Source organism: Streptomyces sclerotialus, assembly GCF_040907265.1.
Lineage (GTDB): Bacteria > Actinomycetota > Actinomycetes > Streptomycetales > Streptomycetaceae > Streptomyces > Streptomyces sclerotialus.
On record NZ_JBFOHP010000002.1, the window covers coordinates 6,240,475 to 6,254,192 of the forward strand.

At 72.4% G+C, this 13,718-nt stretch carries 12 protein-coding genes and 1 pseudogene; 6 read left to right on the plus strand and 7 right to left on the minus strand.

The window, feature by feature from the left end:
* Positions 1–10: 10 nt before the first annotated feature.
* The 6 genes from AAC944_RS27575 to AAC944_RS27600 form a co-directional block, all read right to left on the minus strand.
* The gene (locus AAC944_RS27575) at positions 11–1,162 is read right to left on the minus strand and encodes a glycerate kinase family protein (RefSeq protein WP_030622509.1); all 1,152 of its coding nucleotides are present in this window, start codon (positions 1,160–1,162) and stop codon (positions 11–13) included.
* A gap of 28 nt (positions 1,163–1,190) precedes the next feature.
* Positions 1,191–2,621, minus strand: coding sequence for an SLC13 family permease (locus AAC944_RS27580; RefSeq protein ID WP_030622504.1), 1,431 nt, complete (start codon positions 2,619–2,621; stop codon positions 1,191–1,193).
* Between the two features lie 56 nt (positions 2,622–2,677).
* Positions 2,678–3,340, minus strand: a complete 663-nt coding sequence (locus AAC944_RS27585; RefSeq protein ID WP_030622503.1) for a response regulator transcription factor — start codon at positions 3,338–3,340, stop codon at positions 2,678–2,680.
* The gene (locus AAC944_RS27590) at positions 3,337–4,803 is read right to left on the minus strand and encodes a sensor histidine kinase (RefSeq protein WP_078888908.1); all 1,467 of its coding nucleotides are present in this window, start codon (positions 4,801–4,803) and stop codon (positions 3,337–3,339) included. Before AAC944_RS27590 ends, AAC944_RS27585 begins: the two co-directional genes overlap by 4 nt.
* A complete protein-coding gene (locus AAC944_RS27595) occupies positions 4,790–5,113 on the minus strand; it encodes a hypothetical protein (protein ID WP_030622501.1) in 324 nt (107 codons plus the stop codon). Before AAC944_RS27595 ends, AAC944_RS27590 begins: the two co-directional genes overlap by 14 nt.
* Before the next feature lie 135 nt (positions 5,114–5,248).
* Positions 5,249–6,778 carry a helix-turn-helix domain-containing protein gene (locus tag AAC944_RS27600; RefSeq protein ID WP_030622499.1) on the minus strand — a complete coding sequence of 510 codons (1,530 nt, stop codon included), beginning with the start codon at positions 6,776–6,778 and terminating at the stop codon, positions 5,249–5,251.
* A 136-nt stretch (positions 6,779–6,914) separates the two neighbouring features.
* On the opposite strand from AAC944_RS27600, the gene AAC944_RS27605 reads away from it, so the two are divergent.
* Together AAC944_RS27605 and AAC944_RS27610 are read left to right on the plus strand one after the other, a co-directional pair.
* Positions 6,915–8,051, plus strand: a complete 1,137-nt coding sequence (locus AAC944_RS27605) for a DUF1648 domain-containing protein (RefSeq protein WP_051872295.1) — start codon at positions 6,915–6,917, stop codon at positions 8,049–8,051.
* On the plus strand, positions 8,051–8,422 hold the full coding sequence (locus AAC944_RS27610; RefSeq protein ID WP_030622495.1) for a GntR family transcriptional regulator: 372 nt from the start codon (positions 8,051–8,053) through the stop codon (positions 8,420–8,422). Before AAC944_RS27605 ends, AAC944_RS27610 begins: the two co-directional genes overlap by 1 nt.
* Before the next feature lie 3 nt (positions 8,423–8,425).
* On the opposite strand, the pseudogene AAC944_RS27615 reads toward AAC944_RS27610, so the two are convergent.
* Positions 8,426–8,884 (minus strand): annotated as a pseudogene (locus tag AAC944_RS27615) (carboxymuconolactone decarboxylase family protein).
* Between the two features lie 147 nt (positions 8,885–9,031).
* Between AAC944_RS27615 and AAC944_RS27620 the strand changes: the two are divergent.
* The 4 genes from AAC944_RS27620 to AAC944_RS27635 all read left to right on the plus strand — a co-directional run bounded on the left by AAC944_RS27620 (position 9,032) and on the right by AAC944_RS27635 (position 13,687).
* Positions 9,032–9,643, plus strand: a complete 612-nt coding sequence (locus AAC944_RS27620) for a TetR/AcrR family transcriptional regulator (protein WP_051872294.1) — start codon at positions 9,032–9,034, stop codon at positions 9,641–9,643.
* Positions 9,643–10,257, plus strand: coding sequence for a DUF4865 family protein (locus AAC944_RS27625; RefSeq protein WP_030622490.1), 615 nt, complete (start codon positions 9,643–9,645; stop codon positions 10,255–10,257). The genes AAC944_RS27620 and AAC944_RS27625 overlap by 1 nt, the downstream gene beginning before the upstream one ends.
* A gap of 259 nt (positions 10,258–10,516) precedes the next feature.
* Entirely contained in the window at positions 10,517–13,228 is a 2,712-nt protein-coding gene (gene acnA / locus AAC944_RS27630) for an aconitate hydratase AcnA (RefSeq protein WP_030622489.1), read from the plus strand.
* 162 nt (positions 13,229–13,390) lie between these two features.
* Positions 13,391–13,687 carry a hypothetical protein gene (locus AAC944_RS27635; protein ID WP_051872293.1) on the plus strand — a complete coding sequence of 99 codons (297 nt, stop codon included), beginning with the start codon at positions 13,391–13,393 and terminating at the stop codon, positions 13,685–13,687.
* Positions 13,688–13,718 lie beyond the last annotated feature (31 nt).

The following is a 13,718-nucleotide window of genomic DNA, read 5'->3' on the forward strand; positions in this document are numbered from 1 at the left end:
CCCGTACCGGTCACGCGGCCAGCCGGGCCCCGAGCAGCACCATCCGGAGGGCCCGCTCGGTCGCGTCCGTGAGGAACTCGGCGCCTCTGCCGAGCGCTTCGTGCAGCGACACGGGGGCCGGCAGGATCGAGCTGTACGCGTCCACGCCCACGGCCTCGACCTGGTGCGCGCCCTCGCCGATGGTGCCCGCGAGCGCCAGGACCGGGCGTCCGAACCGCTTGGCGCGCCGGGCCACCTCGGCCGGCACCTTGCCGCGCGGCGTCTGGTGGTCGAGCGCGCCCTCGGCGGTGACCACCAGGTCGGCGCGGGCCAGCCGGGCGTCCAGGTCCAGGTGGTCGAGGAGGACGTCGAAGCGGGGGAGCAGCCGGGCGCCGAGGGCCGCGAGCCCCGCGCCCAGGCCGCCGGACGCGCCGGTCCCCGGGCCGAGCCGGAGGTCGGTGCCGCAGGACAGATCGCGCCCCAGGACGTACGCCCAGCGTTCCAGGGCGGCCGAGAGCTCCGCCACCTGCCGCGGCGTCGCGCCCTTCTGCGGGCCGAAGACGCGGGCGACACCGCGCTCGCCGCACAGGACGTTGAAGGGATTGCACGCGACGACCAGCTCGACGTCCTTGAGGCGGGCATCCAGGAGCGCCGGGTCGATCCGGTCGAGCCGGCCCAGTTCGCGCCCGCCGGGCGGCAGTTCGTACCCCTTCGCGGTGAGCAGCCGGGCGCCGAGGGCCTGGAGCGCGCCGGCGCCGCCGTCGGACGTGCCGGAGTCGCCGCAGCCGATGAGGATGCGGCGTACGCCCGTGTCGAGGGCGGCGCGGATCAGTTCGCCCACGCCGTACGTGGTGGTGGCTCCCGGGTCGCGGCGCCCGTGCGGCACCAGGGAGAGCCCGGCGACGGCGGCCATCTCGACGACGGCCGTGCCGGAGTCCAGCAGCGCGAAGTGGGTGCCGACGGGCTCGCCGACCGGGCCGGTCGCGGGCCGGGACACCAGCCGCCCGCCGGTCGCGGCGGCCAGCGCGGCGGCCGTGCCCTCACCGCCGTCCACCAGCGGGATCAGGTCGACCTCGGCCCCGGGGACCACCCGGCGTACACCGGCGGCGATGGCCCTCGCCGCGTCCTGGGCGGAGAGCGACTCCTTGAAACCGCTGGGGGCGACGGCGAATCGGGTCAGCATGACGGTGTTCCTTCCGGAAGGGCCGGGCTCAGGGAGCGGCTGGGGAGTCGAGGAGCGGTACGCCGAGCAGTGGCCACACCGCGAGGGCGAACAGCAGGACCAGCGCTGCGGTCAGCGGGGCCAGTACGGCCGACAGCCGCAGCAGGTCACGCGGGGTGTAGGTGGGCGCCCCGGGAATCTCGGCGAACAGTGCGACCGGCTTCGCGGAGGCGGGCAGGGTGTGGCAGAACCCGGCCGCCGCGGTCGACGCGAGCGCCGCGGCCACCGGATTGACCCCGGCACCCACGGCGGCGGCCACGACGAGCGGCACGAGGACCGAGGAGCGGGCCGAGCGGGACTGCAGGACCAGATGGGCGGCCGTACTGAGGACGACCACGGCGGCCAGGAAGAGGCCGGGCGGTACCGCGACGGGCAGGCCGGATACCAGCCACCGGGCGGCGCCGGAGTCGGCGAGCGCGACGCCCATCGCCATCGTCGCGGCCATGAACAGCAGCAGCGACCAGGGCACGGACTTCAGCGCGTCCTTCAGGCGTACCGTGCCCAGGGCCGGGGAGGCCGCGACGACCGCGCCGGTCAGGGCCACCACCGCGGGCGGCACCTGGTGCAGCGGCTCGCTGCACCACAGGGCGACCACCGTGCCGAGCAGCAGCGCGCAGCGGGTCTCGTCGGTGCTGAGCGGGCCGGTGACCGGCTTGTCGCTGTGCTCCTGGATCTGCTCGGCGGTGATCCGCACGGGGCCGCGGCGGTCGGCCCGCCGGGTCGTCGTCAGCAGCACGGCCTCCGCGGCCAGATGGGACGAGGCGACGGCGAGCGGCAGGCCGAGCAGCAGCCACCGGGTGAAGCCGATGCGCTCACCGGTCGCCTCCCACAGCACCGACACGGTGATCAGGTGCGCGCCGGCGCCGATCAGGGTCGCCACCGCGGAGAGCAGGATCACGGTGGGGAAGAGCAGCGCGAGCATGACGACCAGGCGCCTGCGGCCGGCGAGCACCTTGGCGAGCGCCAGGAACACCGGCAGCGCGAGCGCGGCGCGGCCCGAGGTGGCCGGCACCGCGAAGGCCGTGACCACCAGGGCCGCGGTCGTCAGATGGGTCAACTGGCGGACGCTGCGCGCCCCGCTGACCAGGAAGGCCGCGGCCCGCCCCGCGAGCCCGGTGCGCGTCACGGCGGCGGCGAGCACGAAGGCGCAGATGAGCAGCCACACCGTGGCGTCGCCCAGGGTGCCGAACAGCGTCTCGCTGCTGATCACCCCGGTCGCCGTGAGCGCGAGACCGGCGCCGAGGGCGATGTACGTGTCGTCGATCGGCGTGCCGATCCAGGCGCAGGCCGCCAGCGCGAAGACGGCGAGGGTCAGGCGCGCGTCACCGGTGAGCCCGGGGAAGTTCCCGGGCACGACGAGCAGGGCGCAGAGGCTGAGGGCCACGCACAGGGCCGCGGCGTGGCGGAGGTCGACTCTCACCCTCACAGCGTCGGGCGGTGCCGTGAGTCATCGATGAGCCGTACATGAAGGGAACTTCACGCGGGCAGCCGGTACCCCATCCCGCGTACCGTCTCCACCCGCTCGGCGCCCAGCTTCTTGCGCAGCGCCCGTACGTAGACGTCCACGATGTTGGAGCCGGGGTCGAAGTCGTAGCCCCAGACGTGGGAGAGGATCTGCTCGCGCGAGAGGACCTGCCCAGGGTGGCGCAGGAACAGTTCCAGCAGCACGAACTCCCGGGCGGTCAGGTCCACCAGCCGGTCGCCCGAACGCGCCCGCCGGGTCCGCAGGTCGAGCGTCAGTCCGCCGCTGCGCAGCACCGTCACCTCGGGCGCCCGCGCCGCCGTGCGCAGCCGCAGCCGCACCCGGGCGAGCAGTTCCTCGAAGCGGAACGGCTTGGTCATCCAGTCGTCGGCGCCGCCCTCCAGGCCCGCCACCGTGTCCCGTACGGAGTCGCGTGCGGTGAGCACGATGACCGGCACGGTGACCCGGTCCTCGCGCAGCTGCCGCAGTACGGTGAAGCCGTCCCGGCCCGGCAGCCCGATGTCGAGCACCATCAGGTCGAAGCCGCCGGTGAGCGCGTACTCGTAGGCCTCGTCGCCGTCGCCGACGACCGTCGTGGTGAAGCCGTTGGCGCGCAGGCCCTTCTCGACGAACGAGGCGATCCGCTCCTCGTCCTCGACGATGAGTATCCGCTTCAACTGTCCGCCCCGTTCCTCTCCGTGTTCTTCTCGGCGTCCTCGATCTCCAGGACGAAGGTGGCCCCGCCGCCCTCGGTGCCGTGCAGCCGGACCCGGCCCCGGTGGCCCTCGGCGATCGCGCGGACGATGGCCAGGCCGAGCCCGGCCCCGCTGGTACGTGCCCCGCGGCGGGCCGTACCGCGCCGGAACCGCTCGAAGATCACCGCGGCGTCCTGCGGCTGCACGCCGGGGCCCGAGTCGGCGACGTACAGTTCGACGCGGCGGCCCACGGCGCGCGAGCCGATCCGGATCGTCTGCCCCTGCGTGGTGTGCTGCACGGCGTTCTGCGCGAGCTGCACCATCGCCTGGGTGATGCGCTGCGGATCCAGCCGGGCCGCGCGGTCGGCGACCCCGTCCAGCACCCAGCGGCGCTCGCCCAGCGTACGGGCCTTGACGAAGACGTCGGCGGTGAGCTCGGCGAGCTGCACCGGCTCCGGGCTCACGAAGTCCGGCCGCTCGGCCTTGGCGAGGAGCAGCAGGTCCTCGACGATCCGGCTCATCCGGTCCAGCTCGTCGGTGACCAGGCGTACGGTCTCCTCGCGCTCGGCCGGATCGTCCCCCATCAGCTCCAGGTGGCCGCGCACGATCGTGATGGGGGTGCGCAGTTCGTGCCCCGCGTCGTCGACGAACTCGCGCTGCGCGGCGAAGGCGCGCTCCAGGCGGTCCAGCATCCCGTTGAACGTGTCGGCCAGCGCGGCGATGTCGTCCCGTCCCTGCACGGGGATCCGCCGGGTCAGATCCTGCTCGGTGAGCTGCGCTGCGGCGGTGCGCACCACCCGTACGGGCTTGAGTATGCGGCCGGCGACGGCCCAGCCGATGCCGGTCGTCATCAGCAGGGCGACTCCCGAGATGGCGAGCAGGATCCGGAACACCTCGTCGGCCTTGGCGCGTTCGCGTTCCGGGTGGAAGGCGACGACGAAGGCGGCCTCGGGGCTGTCACCGTGCCGGGCGACGTCGACCTTGGCCCAGCGGATCTCACCGCCGGCGCGGTGCAGGGTGCCGGTCGGCCCCTCGGCGGCGAAGATGGCCCGGCGGGCCGCGGCGTCGTCGCGCAGCGGCCGCCCGGTGGGGATCTCGCGCGGCTGGACCAGCTTCGCGGGGTCGCGGCCCGCCCGCCGTACCAGGCCGATCAGTTCCTCGTCGGCGTCGGCGTACTGCCGTGCCAGGAAGACCCGGAGCAGCCGGTCGGGTTCGGTGAACCTGCGGCCGGTCTCCGGGTCGAAGCCCTGTTCCTCGAAGTGCGCGAACTCGCCCGTCTCCTGCGCGAGCAGCCGGGTGATCCGGTGCTCCACGTCGCGCAGCAGGATGGAACGGGTGGTGGCGGCCACGGCGGTGAGCGCGACGGCCATCACCACCAGGAGCCAGAGCAGGATGCGGACGCGGGCGGATATGCGCCTGCGCGGTGCCGCGTCATCCGTCGTCACGGTCTCCGGCACCGCGGTCGTCACCGTCGTCGGAGGAGTCGTCGGCGCCGTCATCGGAGGCATCGTCGGCCGGCTCGTGGGAGGTGTGCCCGGAGCTGTCGTCGCTCACCGGGGGCCGCGGGACCACCTCGTCGCTGGGCGCCGGCTCCGGACGCGTCGGGCCGGCCGACGGGGAACCGCTGTCCAGCTCGACCTTCGGGGGAACCTTGGGGGATTCCGGGCTGTCGGTGAGGGCGTAGCTGGTCGCCGCGATACCGAGCGGTATCGCCACGACCGCGGCGAGCGCCGCCATGCGTTGCGAGAAGGCCATGGCGACGAGCCTGCGGGACGTACCGCACCGTCACGATGAGCCGGAGATGAAGAAGTCCTCATCCCGCGAGCACCCGGGCGCGTGCGGGACGCGCCCGGGTGCCGCGGGCCGGGGCCCCTGGACCGCAGCCGCCACTCAGATGTCCCGGAAGATCTCGATCTGGGCGCCCAGGGAGTTCAGGCGCTCGGCGAGGTCTTCGTAACCCCGGTTGATGACGTAGACGTTGCGGAGGACGGACGTGCCCTCGGCGGCCATCATCGCGAGGAGGACGACGACGGCGGGGCGCAGGGCCGGCGGGCACATCATCTCCGCCGAGCGCCAGCGGGTCGGGCCGTCGACCAGGACACGGTGCGGGTCGAGCAGCTTGACCTGGGCGCCGAGGCGGTTGAGGTCCGTCAGGTAGATCGCGCGGTTGTCGTACACCCAGTCGTGGATGAGGGTCTGGCCCTGGGCGCTGGCCGCGATCGCCGCGAAGAACGGCACGTTGTCGATGTTCAGGCCCGGGAACGGCATCGGGTGGATCTTGTCGATCGGGGCGCTGAGCTTGGAGGGGCGGACGGTGAGGTCGATCAGCCGGGTACGGCCGTTGTCGGCGGTGTACTCCTCGCTGCGCTCGTGGTCCAGGCCCATCTCCTCCAGGACCGCGAGCTCGATCTCCAGGAACTCCACCGGAACCCGGCGGATCGTCAGTTCGGACTCGGTGACCACGGCGGCGGCCAGCAGGCTCATCGCCTCGACCGGGTCCTCCGACGGCGCGTAGTCCACGTCCCGGTCGATGTGCGCGACGCCGTGCACGGTGAGGGTGGTGGTGCCGATGCCCTCGACCCGTACGCCCAGCTGCTCCAGGAAGAAGCACAGGTCCTGGACCATGTAGTTGGAGGAGGCGTTGCGGATGACCGTGACGCCGTCGTGCCGGGCCGCGGCGAGCAGCGCGTTCTCGGTGACGGTGTCGCCGCGCTCGGTCAGCACGATCGCGCGCTTGGGCGCCACGGCCCGGTCGACGTGCGCGTGGTACGTGCCCTCGGTGGCGGTGACCTCCAGGCCGAAGTGGCGCAGCGCGGTCATGTGCGGGGTGACCGTACGGGTGCCGAGGTCGCAGCCGCCCGCGTAGGGGATCTTGAAGTGGTCCATGCGGTGCAGCAGCGGACCCAGGAACATGATGACGCTGCGGGTGCGCCGGGCCGCCTCGGTGTCCATGGAGTCGAGGTCCAGCTCGGCGGGCGGGACGACCTCCAGGTCGTTGCCGTCGTTGATCCAGCGCGTACGGACGCCGATCGAGCCCAGCACTTCGAGGATGCGGTAGACCTCCTCGATCCGGGCGACGCGGCGCAGTGTGGTGCGGCCGGCGTTCAGCAGCGTCGCGCAGAGCAAGGCCACACAGGCGTTCTTGCTCGTCTTGACGTCGATGCTGCCGGACAGCTGCCTGCCGCCGACGACGCGGAGGTGCATGGGTCCTGCGTACCCCAGGGAGACGATTTCACTGTCGAGCGCCTCGCCGATTCGGGCGATCATCTCAAGGCTGATGTTCTGATTACCGCGCTCGATGCGGTTCACCGCGCTCTGGCTGGTGCCGAGCGCCTCTGCCAGCTGCGTCTGTGTCCAGCCCCGGTGTTGGCGGGCATCACGGATGAGCTTGCCGATGCGTACGAGGTAGTCGTCTGCCATGAGGAGAACGGTATCTCAGATATGAGATGGATGTTCAATCACCTCTTGTTCTACTACTATGCAAACAATAGGCCGTACGGCGGCAGTGACAGGAGTGCCGCGACGCCTGCGGACGCACAGGAGGGGGAGTCCTGACATGGCCGGTCACGGGGGAATCGCCGCAGGACAGCAGGGTGACGCAGGGGGCACGGGCAAGGGCGCTGCCGTCCGGCGGGCGATCGTCGCGACGGCACCCTTTCCGGTGGCCGCCGCAATCGTCGCAACGGCGTACGGAAGGCTCGCCGAACGGCTGCCCGACACGCTGGCCACGCACTTCCGCGCCGACGGACACGCCGACGGCTTCTCCTCGGCCGGCGGCTTCCTCTCCGTCGGGCTCGGCCTGCTCCTCGTATTCGGCGCAGTTTTCGGGCTCCTCGTCCTCGTGCCGACGGCCGGACGGCGTAGGGGCGCCGCCCGGCGAACGGCGGAGGGGGTTCGTGCGGACGGCGTACCGGGCGCGGACCGGCGCCCGGCGCCCGCCCCGGACCGGCGCCCGGGCTCCGCGCCCGGACAGGCCCGCGCCGTCATCACCCTCGGCTACGCCCTCGCCGGCGTGCTGGGATACGCCTTCACGGTCACGCTCCACGTCAACGCGGCGGCCGGCGGGGACGAGGCCGCGGCCGCCCTCCCGCCGTGGCAGATCGCCGCGGTCCTCGGCGCCGGCGCGGCGGCCGGCGTGCTCGGCTGGCTGCTGGCCGGCAAGGACGCACCGCTGCCGGACGACGGCGTCCGCGGCGGCGCGCCCCGCCTCGCCCTCGCCGACTCCGAGGTCGCCGGCTGGTCCCGGACGATCAGCTCGCCGTTGCTGTACGCCCTCGGCCTGGCGCTCCTCCTCGCCGGCCTGGTCATGGGCCCGGCCGTCGGCTGGTCGGCGGCGCCGGGGCTGATGCTCGGCGCGCTGGTCGTCCTCCCGCTCGCCGGACTGCGGGTCACCGCCGACCGCCGGGGCCTCACCGTCACCCCGCCGTTCCTCCCGTACCCCCGGATGCGCATACCGCTGACGCGCATCCGGGAGGCCGACAGCCGGGAGATCGCCGCGCTGCGGGAGTTCGGCGGCTGGGGCTACCGGATGCGGCCCGGCAGCAGCGGCTTCGTCCTCCGGTCCGGCGAGGCGCTGTCCCTGCGGCTGGCGGGCGGCAAGGAGTTCGTGGTGACGGTCGGCGACGCGGCCACCGCAGCCGCCCTGCTGAACACCCTCGTCGACCGCGCGGACGGCCCGGAGGGTGCTGCCTGATGCTCGTCCGTATCGACCCGGCCTCCTCCGTACCGCTGGGCGACCAGATCGCCGCTTCCGTACGCGGCGCGATAGCCGACGGCTCGGTCCGCGCGGGGGAGCGGCTGCCCGCGGCCCGCACCCTCGCCGGCTCCCTCGGCGTCAACGTGCACACCGTCCTGAGGGGCTACCAGCGCCTGAAGGAGGAGGGGCTGATCGAACTGCGGCGCGGCCGCGGCGCGGTGGTGACCGGCGCGGCGTCCCCCGCCCGCGCCCGCCTCACCGACGCCGCCGCCGGCCTGATCACCCAGGCCCGTGCCCTCGGCCTCTCGGACGATGAGATCGTCTCCCTGGTCCGTACGGGCCTGGGCAGGCCGCTGGGTACCGGCTGACGCTCACCAGGTCGGCCCGGCCGCCTGCCGCGTCGCCGCGTTGATCCGGTGGAAGAGGTTGGTCAGGCCGGTCATCAGGACGATCGACGCCAGCTGCCGCGCGTCGAAGTGGTCGGCGGCCGCGTCCCAGATCTCGTCCGGCACCGGGTCCGGCCGGTCGGCGAGCCGGGTCGCGGCCTCGGCGAGCGCCGGCGCGGCGCGTTCGGCGTCCGTGAAGAACGGCGCCTCGCGCCAGGCCGCCACCGCGCGTGGAGCCGCCCGTCGGTCTCGCCCGCCTTCTTGGCGTTGAGCGCCCCGCCGACGACGCAGAAGCTGCGGCCGTTGATCCGGCTCGCCCGCAGGTGGACCAGTTCGAGGGTCGACTCGGGCACCCCGCCGGACCTGGCCGCCTTCAGCAGCTGCTGTACGGCCGGCACCGTCTCGGGGAAGAGGGCCCGCAGGGTTCTTCATCCGTGCCTGCATGGTGTGCTCCTCCGTCAGTGGCCTGCTCGGCCTGCCGGCTGCTTCACCCCCCGACGGATCGCACCCGGGGAAACGTGACACGGCGGTCTCCCCGCAGCCGTGCGATCCGTTCCCACTTCTGTACCTACTGGTATGTATGCTGCCCGTATGACACCGGAGACCACACCGCCCGGCGGCGCGACGGCCAGTACCTCGGAGCGCCTCATCGAGAGCACCCGCGAACTGCTGTGGGAGCGCGGCTACGTCGGTACCAGCCCCAAGGCGATCCTGCGGCGCGCCAACGCCGGCCAGGGCAGCATGTACCACCACTTCAGCGGCAAGCCGGACCTCGCGCTGGCCGCCATCCGCCGGACCGCCGGGGAGATGCGGGCCGAGGTGGCGCGGCTGCTGGACGGGCCCGGTACGGCGCTGGACCGGGTCGGCGCGTACCTGCGCCGCGAGCGCGACACCCTCAAGGGCTGCCCCGTCGGGCGGCTCACCCAGGACCCGGACGTGATGGCCGACCCGGCGCTGCGCGCACCGGTCGACGAGACCTTCGACTGGCTGCGCAACCGCCTCGCGGAGGTGCTGGCCGAGGGCCGCGAGCGCGGCGAACTGGACGCGGAGCTGGACCCGGCCGTCACGGCCGCGAGCGTGGTCGCGGTGGTCCAGGGCGGCTACGTCCTGGCCCGCGCCGCCGGTTCGCCGGCCGCCTTCGACCAGGCCGTCACCGGCGTGCTCGCCCTGATCGCCGGCCATGCCGCCACCGGGAGCCGCTGATGTACGCCGCGCAGTACGAGATCACCCTGCCCGCCGGCCACGACATGGGCATCATCCGTGAGCGGGTGGCGGCCGGCGGGCACGTGCTCGACGACCGCGCCGGACTGGCCCTGAAGGCGTATCTGCTCCGCGAACGCGGCGTGCACGGCTCGCCGGTCAACCAGTACGCCCCGTTCTACCTCTGGCGGGACACGGGCGCGATGGGCCGCTTCCTGCTCGGCGGGGGCGGCTTCCAGAACATCGTCCGCGACTTCGGCCGCCCCGCCGTACGCCACTGGACGGGCGCGGCCGTCCTGGCCGGCCCGGCCCGCGGGACGCCGCCGCGCGCCGCCGCCCGCCGCCTCACCACCCTCCCCGCGGGCCCCGGCCCGGACCCCGACGGCCTGGCCCTCGTCCGCCTCCTGGAACAGGAGACGGACGCCCTGCACGAGCTGGCCCGGCACCCCGGCGTCCACACCGCGGCCCTCGCCGTCGACCCCCGCGACTGGCAGCTGCTGCGCTTCGTCCTCTGGTCGGACACCGTCCCCGACGGCACCGACGACACCGACCGCTACGAGGTCCTCCATCTCTCGGCGCCCCACCTCGCCGGCCTGCCGGCGGGCCGTCCCTGGTGAGGGCCCACCCGCTCCCTCGACCCCGGCGGAACCGGACACCGGGGTGCACGGCGCGCGAAGCGGACAGCGGGTGGGCAGAGCATGACCGCGCGGCGGCGATGTACTAGAGTTATCTCGACATCGAGATATCTGCCGAGAGGCGTACCGCTGCCGCGCTAGTAAGGCTCCCCTAACTAAGCCTTACCTTAGCTGATCGGCTGGGGCCGGTGACGGCAGGATTGCGGTGGTACGCGCGAATTCATGCATGAAGGAGACTGTCGTGTCGGCGAACAGCTTCGACGCCCGCAGCACCCTGCAGGTGGGCGACGAGTCGTACGAGATCTTCCGGCTGGACAAGGTGGAGGGCGCAGCGCGCCTCCCGTACAGCCTGAAGGTGCTGCTGGAGAACCTGCTCCGCACCGAGGACGGCGCGAACATCACCGCCGACCACATCCGGGCCCTGGGCAACTGGGACTCCCAGGCGCAGCCCAGCCAGGAGATCCAGTTCACCCCGGCCCGCGTGATCATGCAGGACTTCACCGGCGTGCCCTGCGTCGTGGACCTCGCCACCATGCGTGAGGCCGTCAAGGAGCTCGGCGGCGACCCGGCGAAGATCAACCCGCTCGCCCCGGCCGAGCTGGTCATCGACCACTCCGTCATCGCCGACAAGTTCGGCACCCACGACGCGTTCACCCAGAACGTCGAGCTGGAGTACGGCCGCAACAAGGAGCGCTACCAGTTCCTGCGCTGGGGCCAGACCGCGTTCGACGAGTTCAAGGTCGTCCCGCCCGGTACCGGCATCGTCCACCAGGTGAACATCGAGCACCTGGCCCGTACGGTCATGGTCCGCAACGGCCAGGCCTACCCCGACACCCTCGTCGGCACCGACTCGCACACCACGATGGTCAACGGCCTGGGCGTCCTGGGCTGGGGCGTCGGCGGCATCGAGGCCGAGGCCGCGATGCTCGGCCAGCCGGTCTCCATGCTGATCCCGCGCGTGGTCGGCTTCAAGCTGACCGGTGAGCTCAAGCCCGGCACGACCGCCACCGACCTGGTGCTGACCATCACCGAGATGCTGCGCAAGCACGGTGTCGTCGGCAAGTTCGTCGAGTTCTACGGTGAGGGCGTCGCCGCCACCTCGCTCGCGAACCGCGCCACCATCGGCAACATGTCGCCGGAGTTCGGCTCCACCGCCGCGATCTTCCCGATCGACGACGAGACCCTGAACTACCTCAAGCTCACCGGCCGCAGCGAGCAGCAGGTCGCGCTGGTCGAGGCGTACGCCAAGGAGCAGGGCCTCTGGCTCGACCCGGCCGCCGAGCCCGACTTCTCCGAGAAGCTGGAGCTGGACCTCTCGACGGTCGTCCCGTCGATCGCCGGCCCGAAGCGCCCGCAGGACCGCATCGTCCTGGCCGAGGCCGCCGAGCAGTTCGCGCAGGACGTGCGCAACTACGTCTCGGACGACGAGGAGGCGGGCAAGGAGTCCTTCCCGGCCTCCGACGCGCCGGCCCGCACCAACGGCGTGCCGAGCAAGCCGACCCAGGTCGTCGCCGCCGACGGCTCGGTCTTCGAGATCGACCACGGCGCCGTGACCGTCGCCGCGATCACCTCCTGCACCAACACCTCGAACCCCTACGTCATGGTCGCCGCGGCGCTCGTGGCGAAGAAGGCGGTCGAGAAGGGCCTGACCCGCAAGCCCTGGGTCAAGACCACCCTGGCCCCCGGCTCGAAGGTCGTCACCGACTACTTCGACAAGGCCGGCCTGACCCCGTACCTGGACAAGCTGGGCTTCAACCTGGTCGGCTACGGCTGCACCACCTGCATCGGCAACTCCGGCCCGCTGGACGAGGAGATCTCCAAGGCGATCAACGAGGCCGACCTCGCCGTCACCTCGGTGCTCTCCGGCAACCGCAACTTCGAGGGCCGGATCAACCCCGACGTCAAGATGAACTACCTGGCGTCCCCGCCGCTGGTCGTCGCGTACGCCATCGCCGGCTCCATGAAGGTGAACATCACCGAGGAGGCCATCGGCAACGACACCGAGGGCAACCCGGTCTACCTCAAGGACATCTGGCCCTCCGAGGCCGAGGTCAACGACGTCGTCGCCAACGCCATCGGCCAGGACATGTTCTCCAAGTCCTACGAGGACGTCTTCGCCGGTGACGCCCAGTGGCAGGCGCTGCCGATCCCGACCGGCAACACCTTCGAGTGGGACGCCGAGTCCACCTACGTCCGCAAGCCCCCGTACTTCGAGGGCATGCAGATGGAGCCGTCCCCGGTCGAGGACATCGCGGGCGCCCGCGTCCTGGCCAAGCTGGGCGACTCGGTCACCACCGACCACATCTCCCCGGCCGGTGCGATCAAGGCCGACACCCCGGCCGGCAAGTACCTCACCGAGCACGGCGTCGAGCGTCGCGACTTCAACTCCTACGGCTCCCGCCGTGGTAACCACGAGGTCATGATCCGCGGCACCTTCGCCAACATCCGCCTGCGCAACCAGATCGCGCCGGGCACCGAGGGCGGCTTCACGCGTGACTTCACGCAGGAGGACGGCCCGGTCTCCTTCATCTACGACGCGTCGCAGAACTACCAGGCGGCCGGCATCCCGCTGGTCATCCTGGCCGGCAAGGAGTACGGCTCCGGCTCCTCCCGCGACTGGGCCGCCAAGGGCACCGCGCTCCTCGGCGTCAAGGCCGTCATCGCCGAGTCCTACGAGCGCATCCACCGCTCGAACCTGATCGGCATGGGCGTCCTGCCCCTGCAGTTCCCCGAGGGCGCCTCCGCCCAGTCCCTGGGCCTGACCGGCGAGGAGACCTTCTCCATCACCGGCATCACCGCCCTGAACGACGGCGGCATCCCGGAGACCGTGAAGGTCAAGGCGGGCGACGTGGAGTTCGACGCCAAGGTCCGCATCGACACCCCCGGTGAGGCCGACTACTACCGCAACGGCGGCATCATGCAGTACGTGCTGCGCAGCCTGATCCGCAAGTGATCAACGGCTAGCCCGTAGCAGCAGGAAGGGCCGCACCCCGATACCGGGGTGCGGCCCTTCCGCATAGACCGGTGGAGTGGAGTCACGCGGAGCATGGTGGTGACGACGGCGAGGCGCGGTAGATCTGCGTCGTCCGACTTCTTCGCCGACAGGAGAATTCACATGCGCAAGACCATCGGCCGTTCCGTTGCGGCCGCCGTCCTCGCCGCCGCCGTCGTCGTCCCGGTCTCCGGCGTCGCCCAGGCCGCCCCGAAGGCACCGGCCAGCACGGCGTCGCACCACCACGACCGTGACTGCAAGTGCAAGGACAAGGACGACGGCGGCCGGGACGACGGCAAGGGCCGGGACGACGGCGGCCGCGACGACGGCCGCGGCGACTGGGGCGACTGGGGACGAGGCGGCTGGGGCCACGGCTACGGCAGCGGCCTGCTCAGCAGCCTCCTCAACGGTCTCCTCTGAGCAGTCCCGAGCCGCACAGGGCCGCACCCTC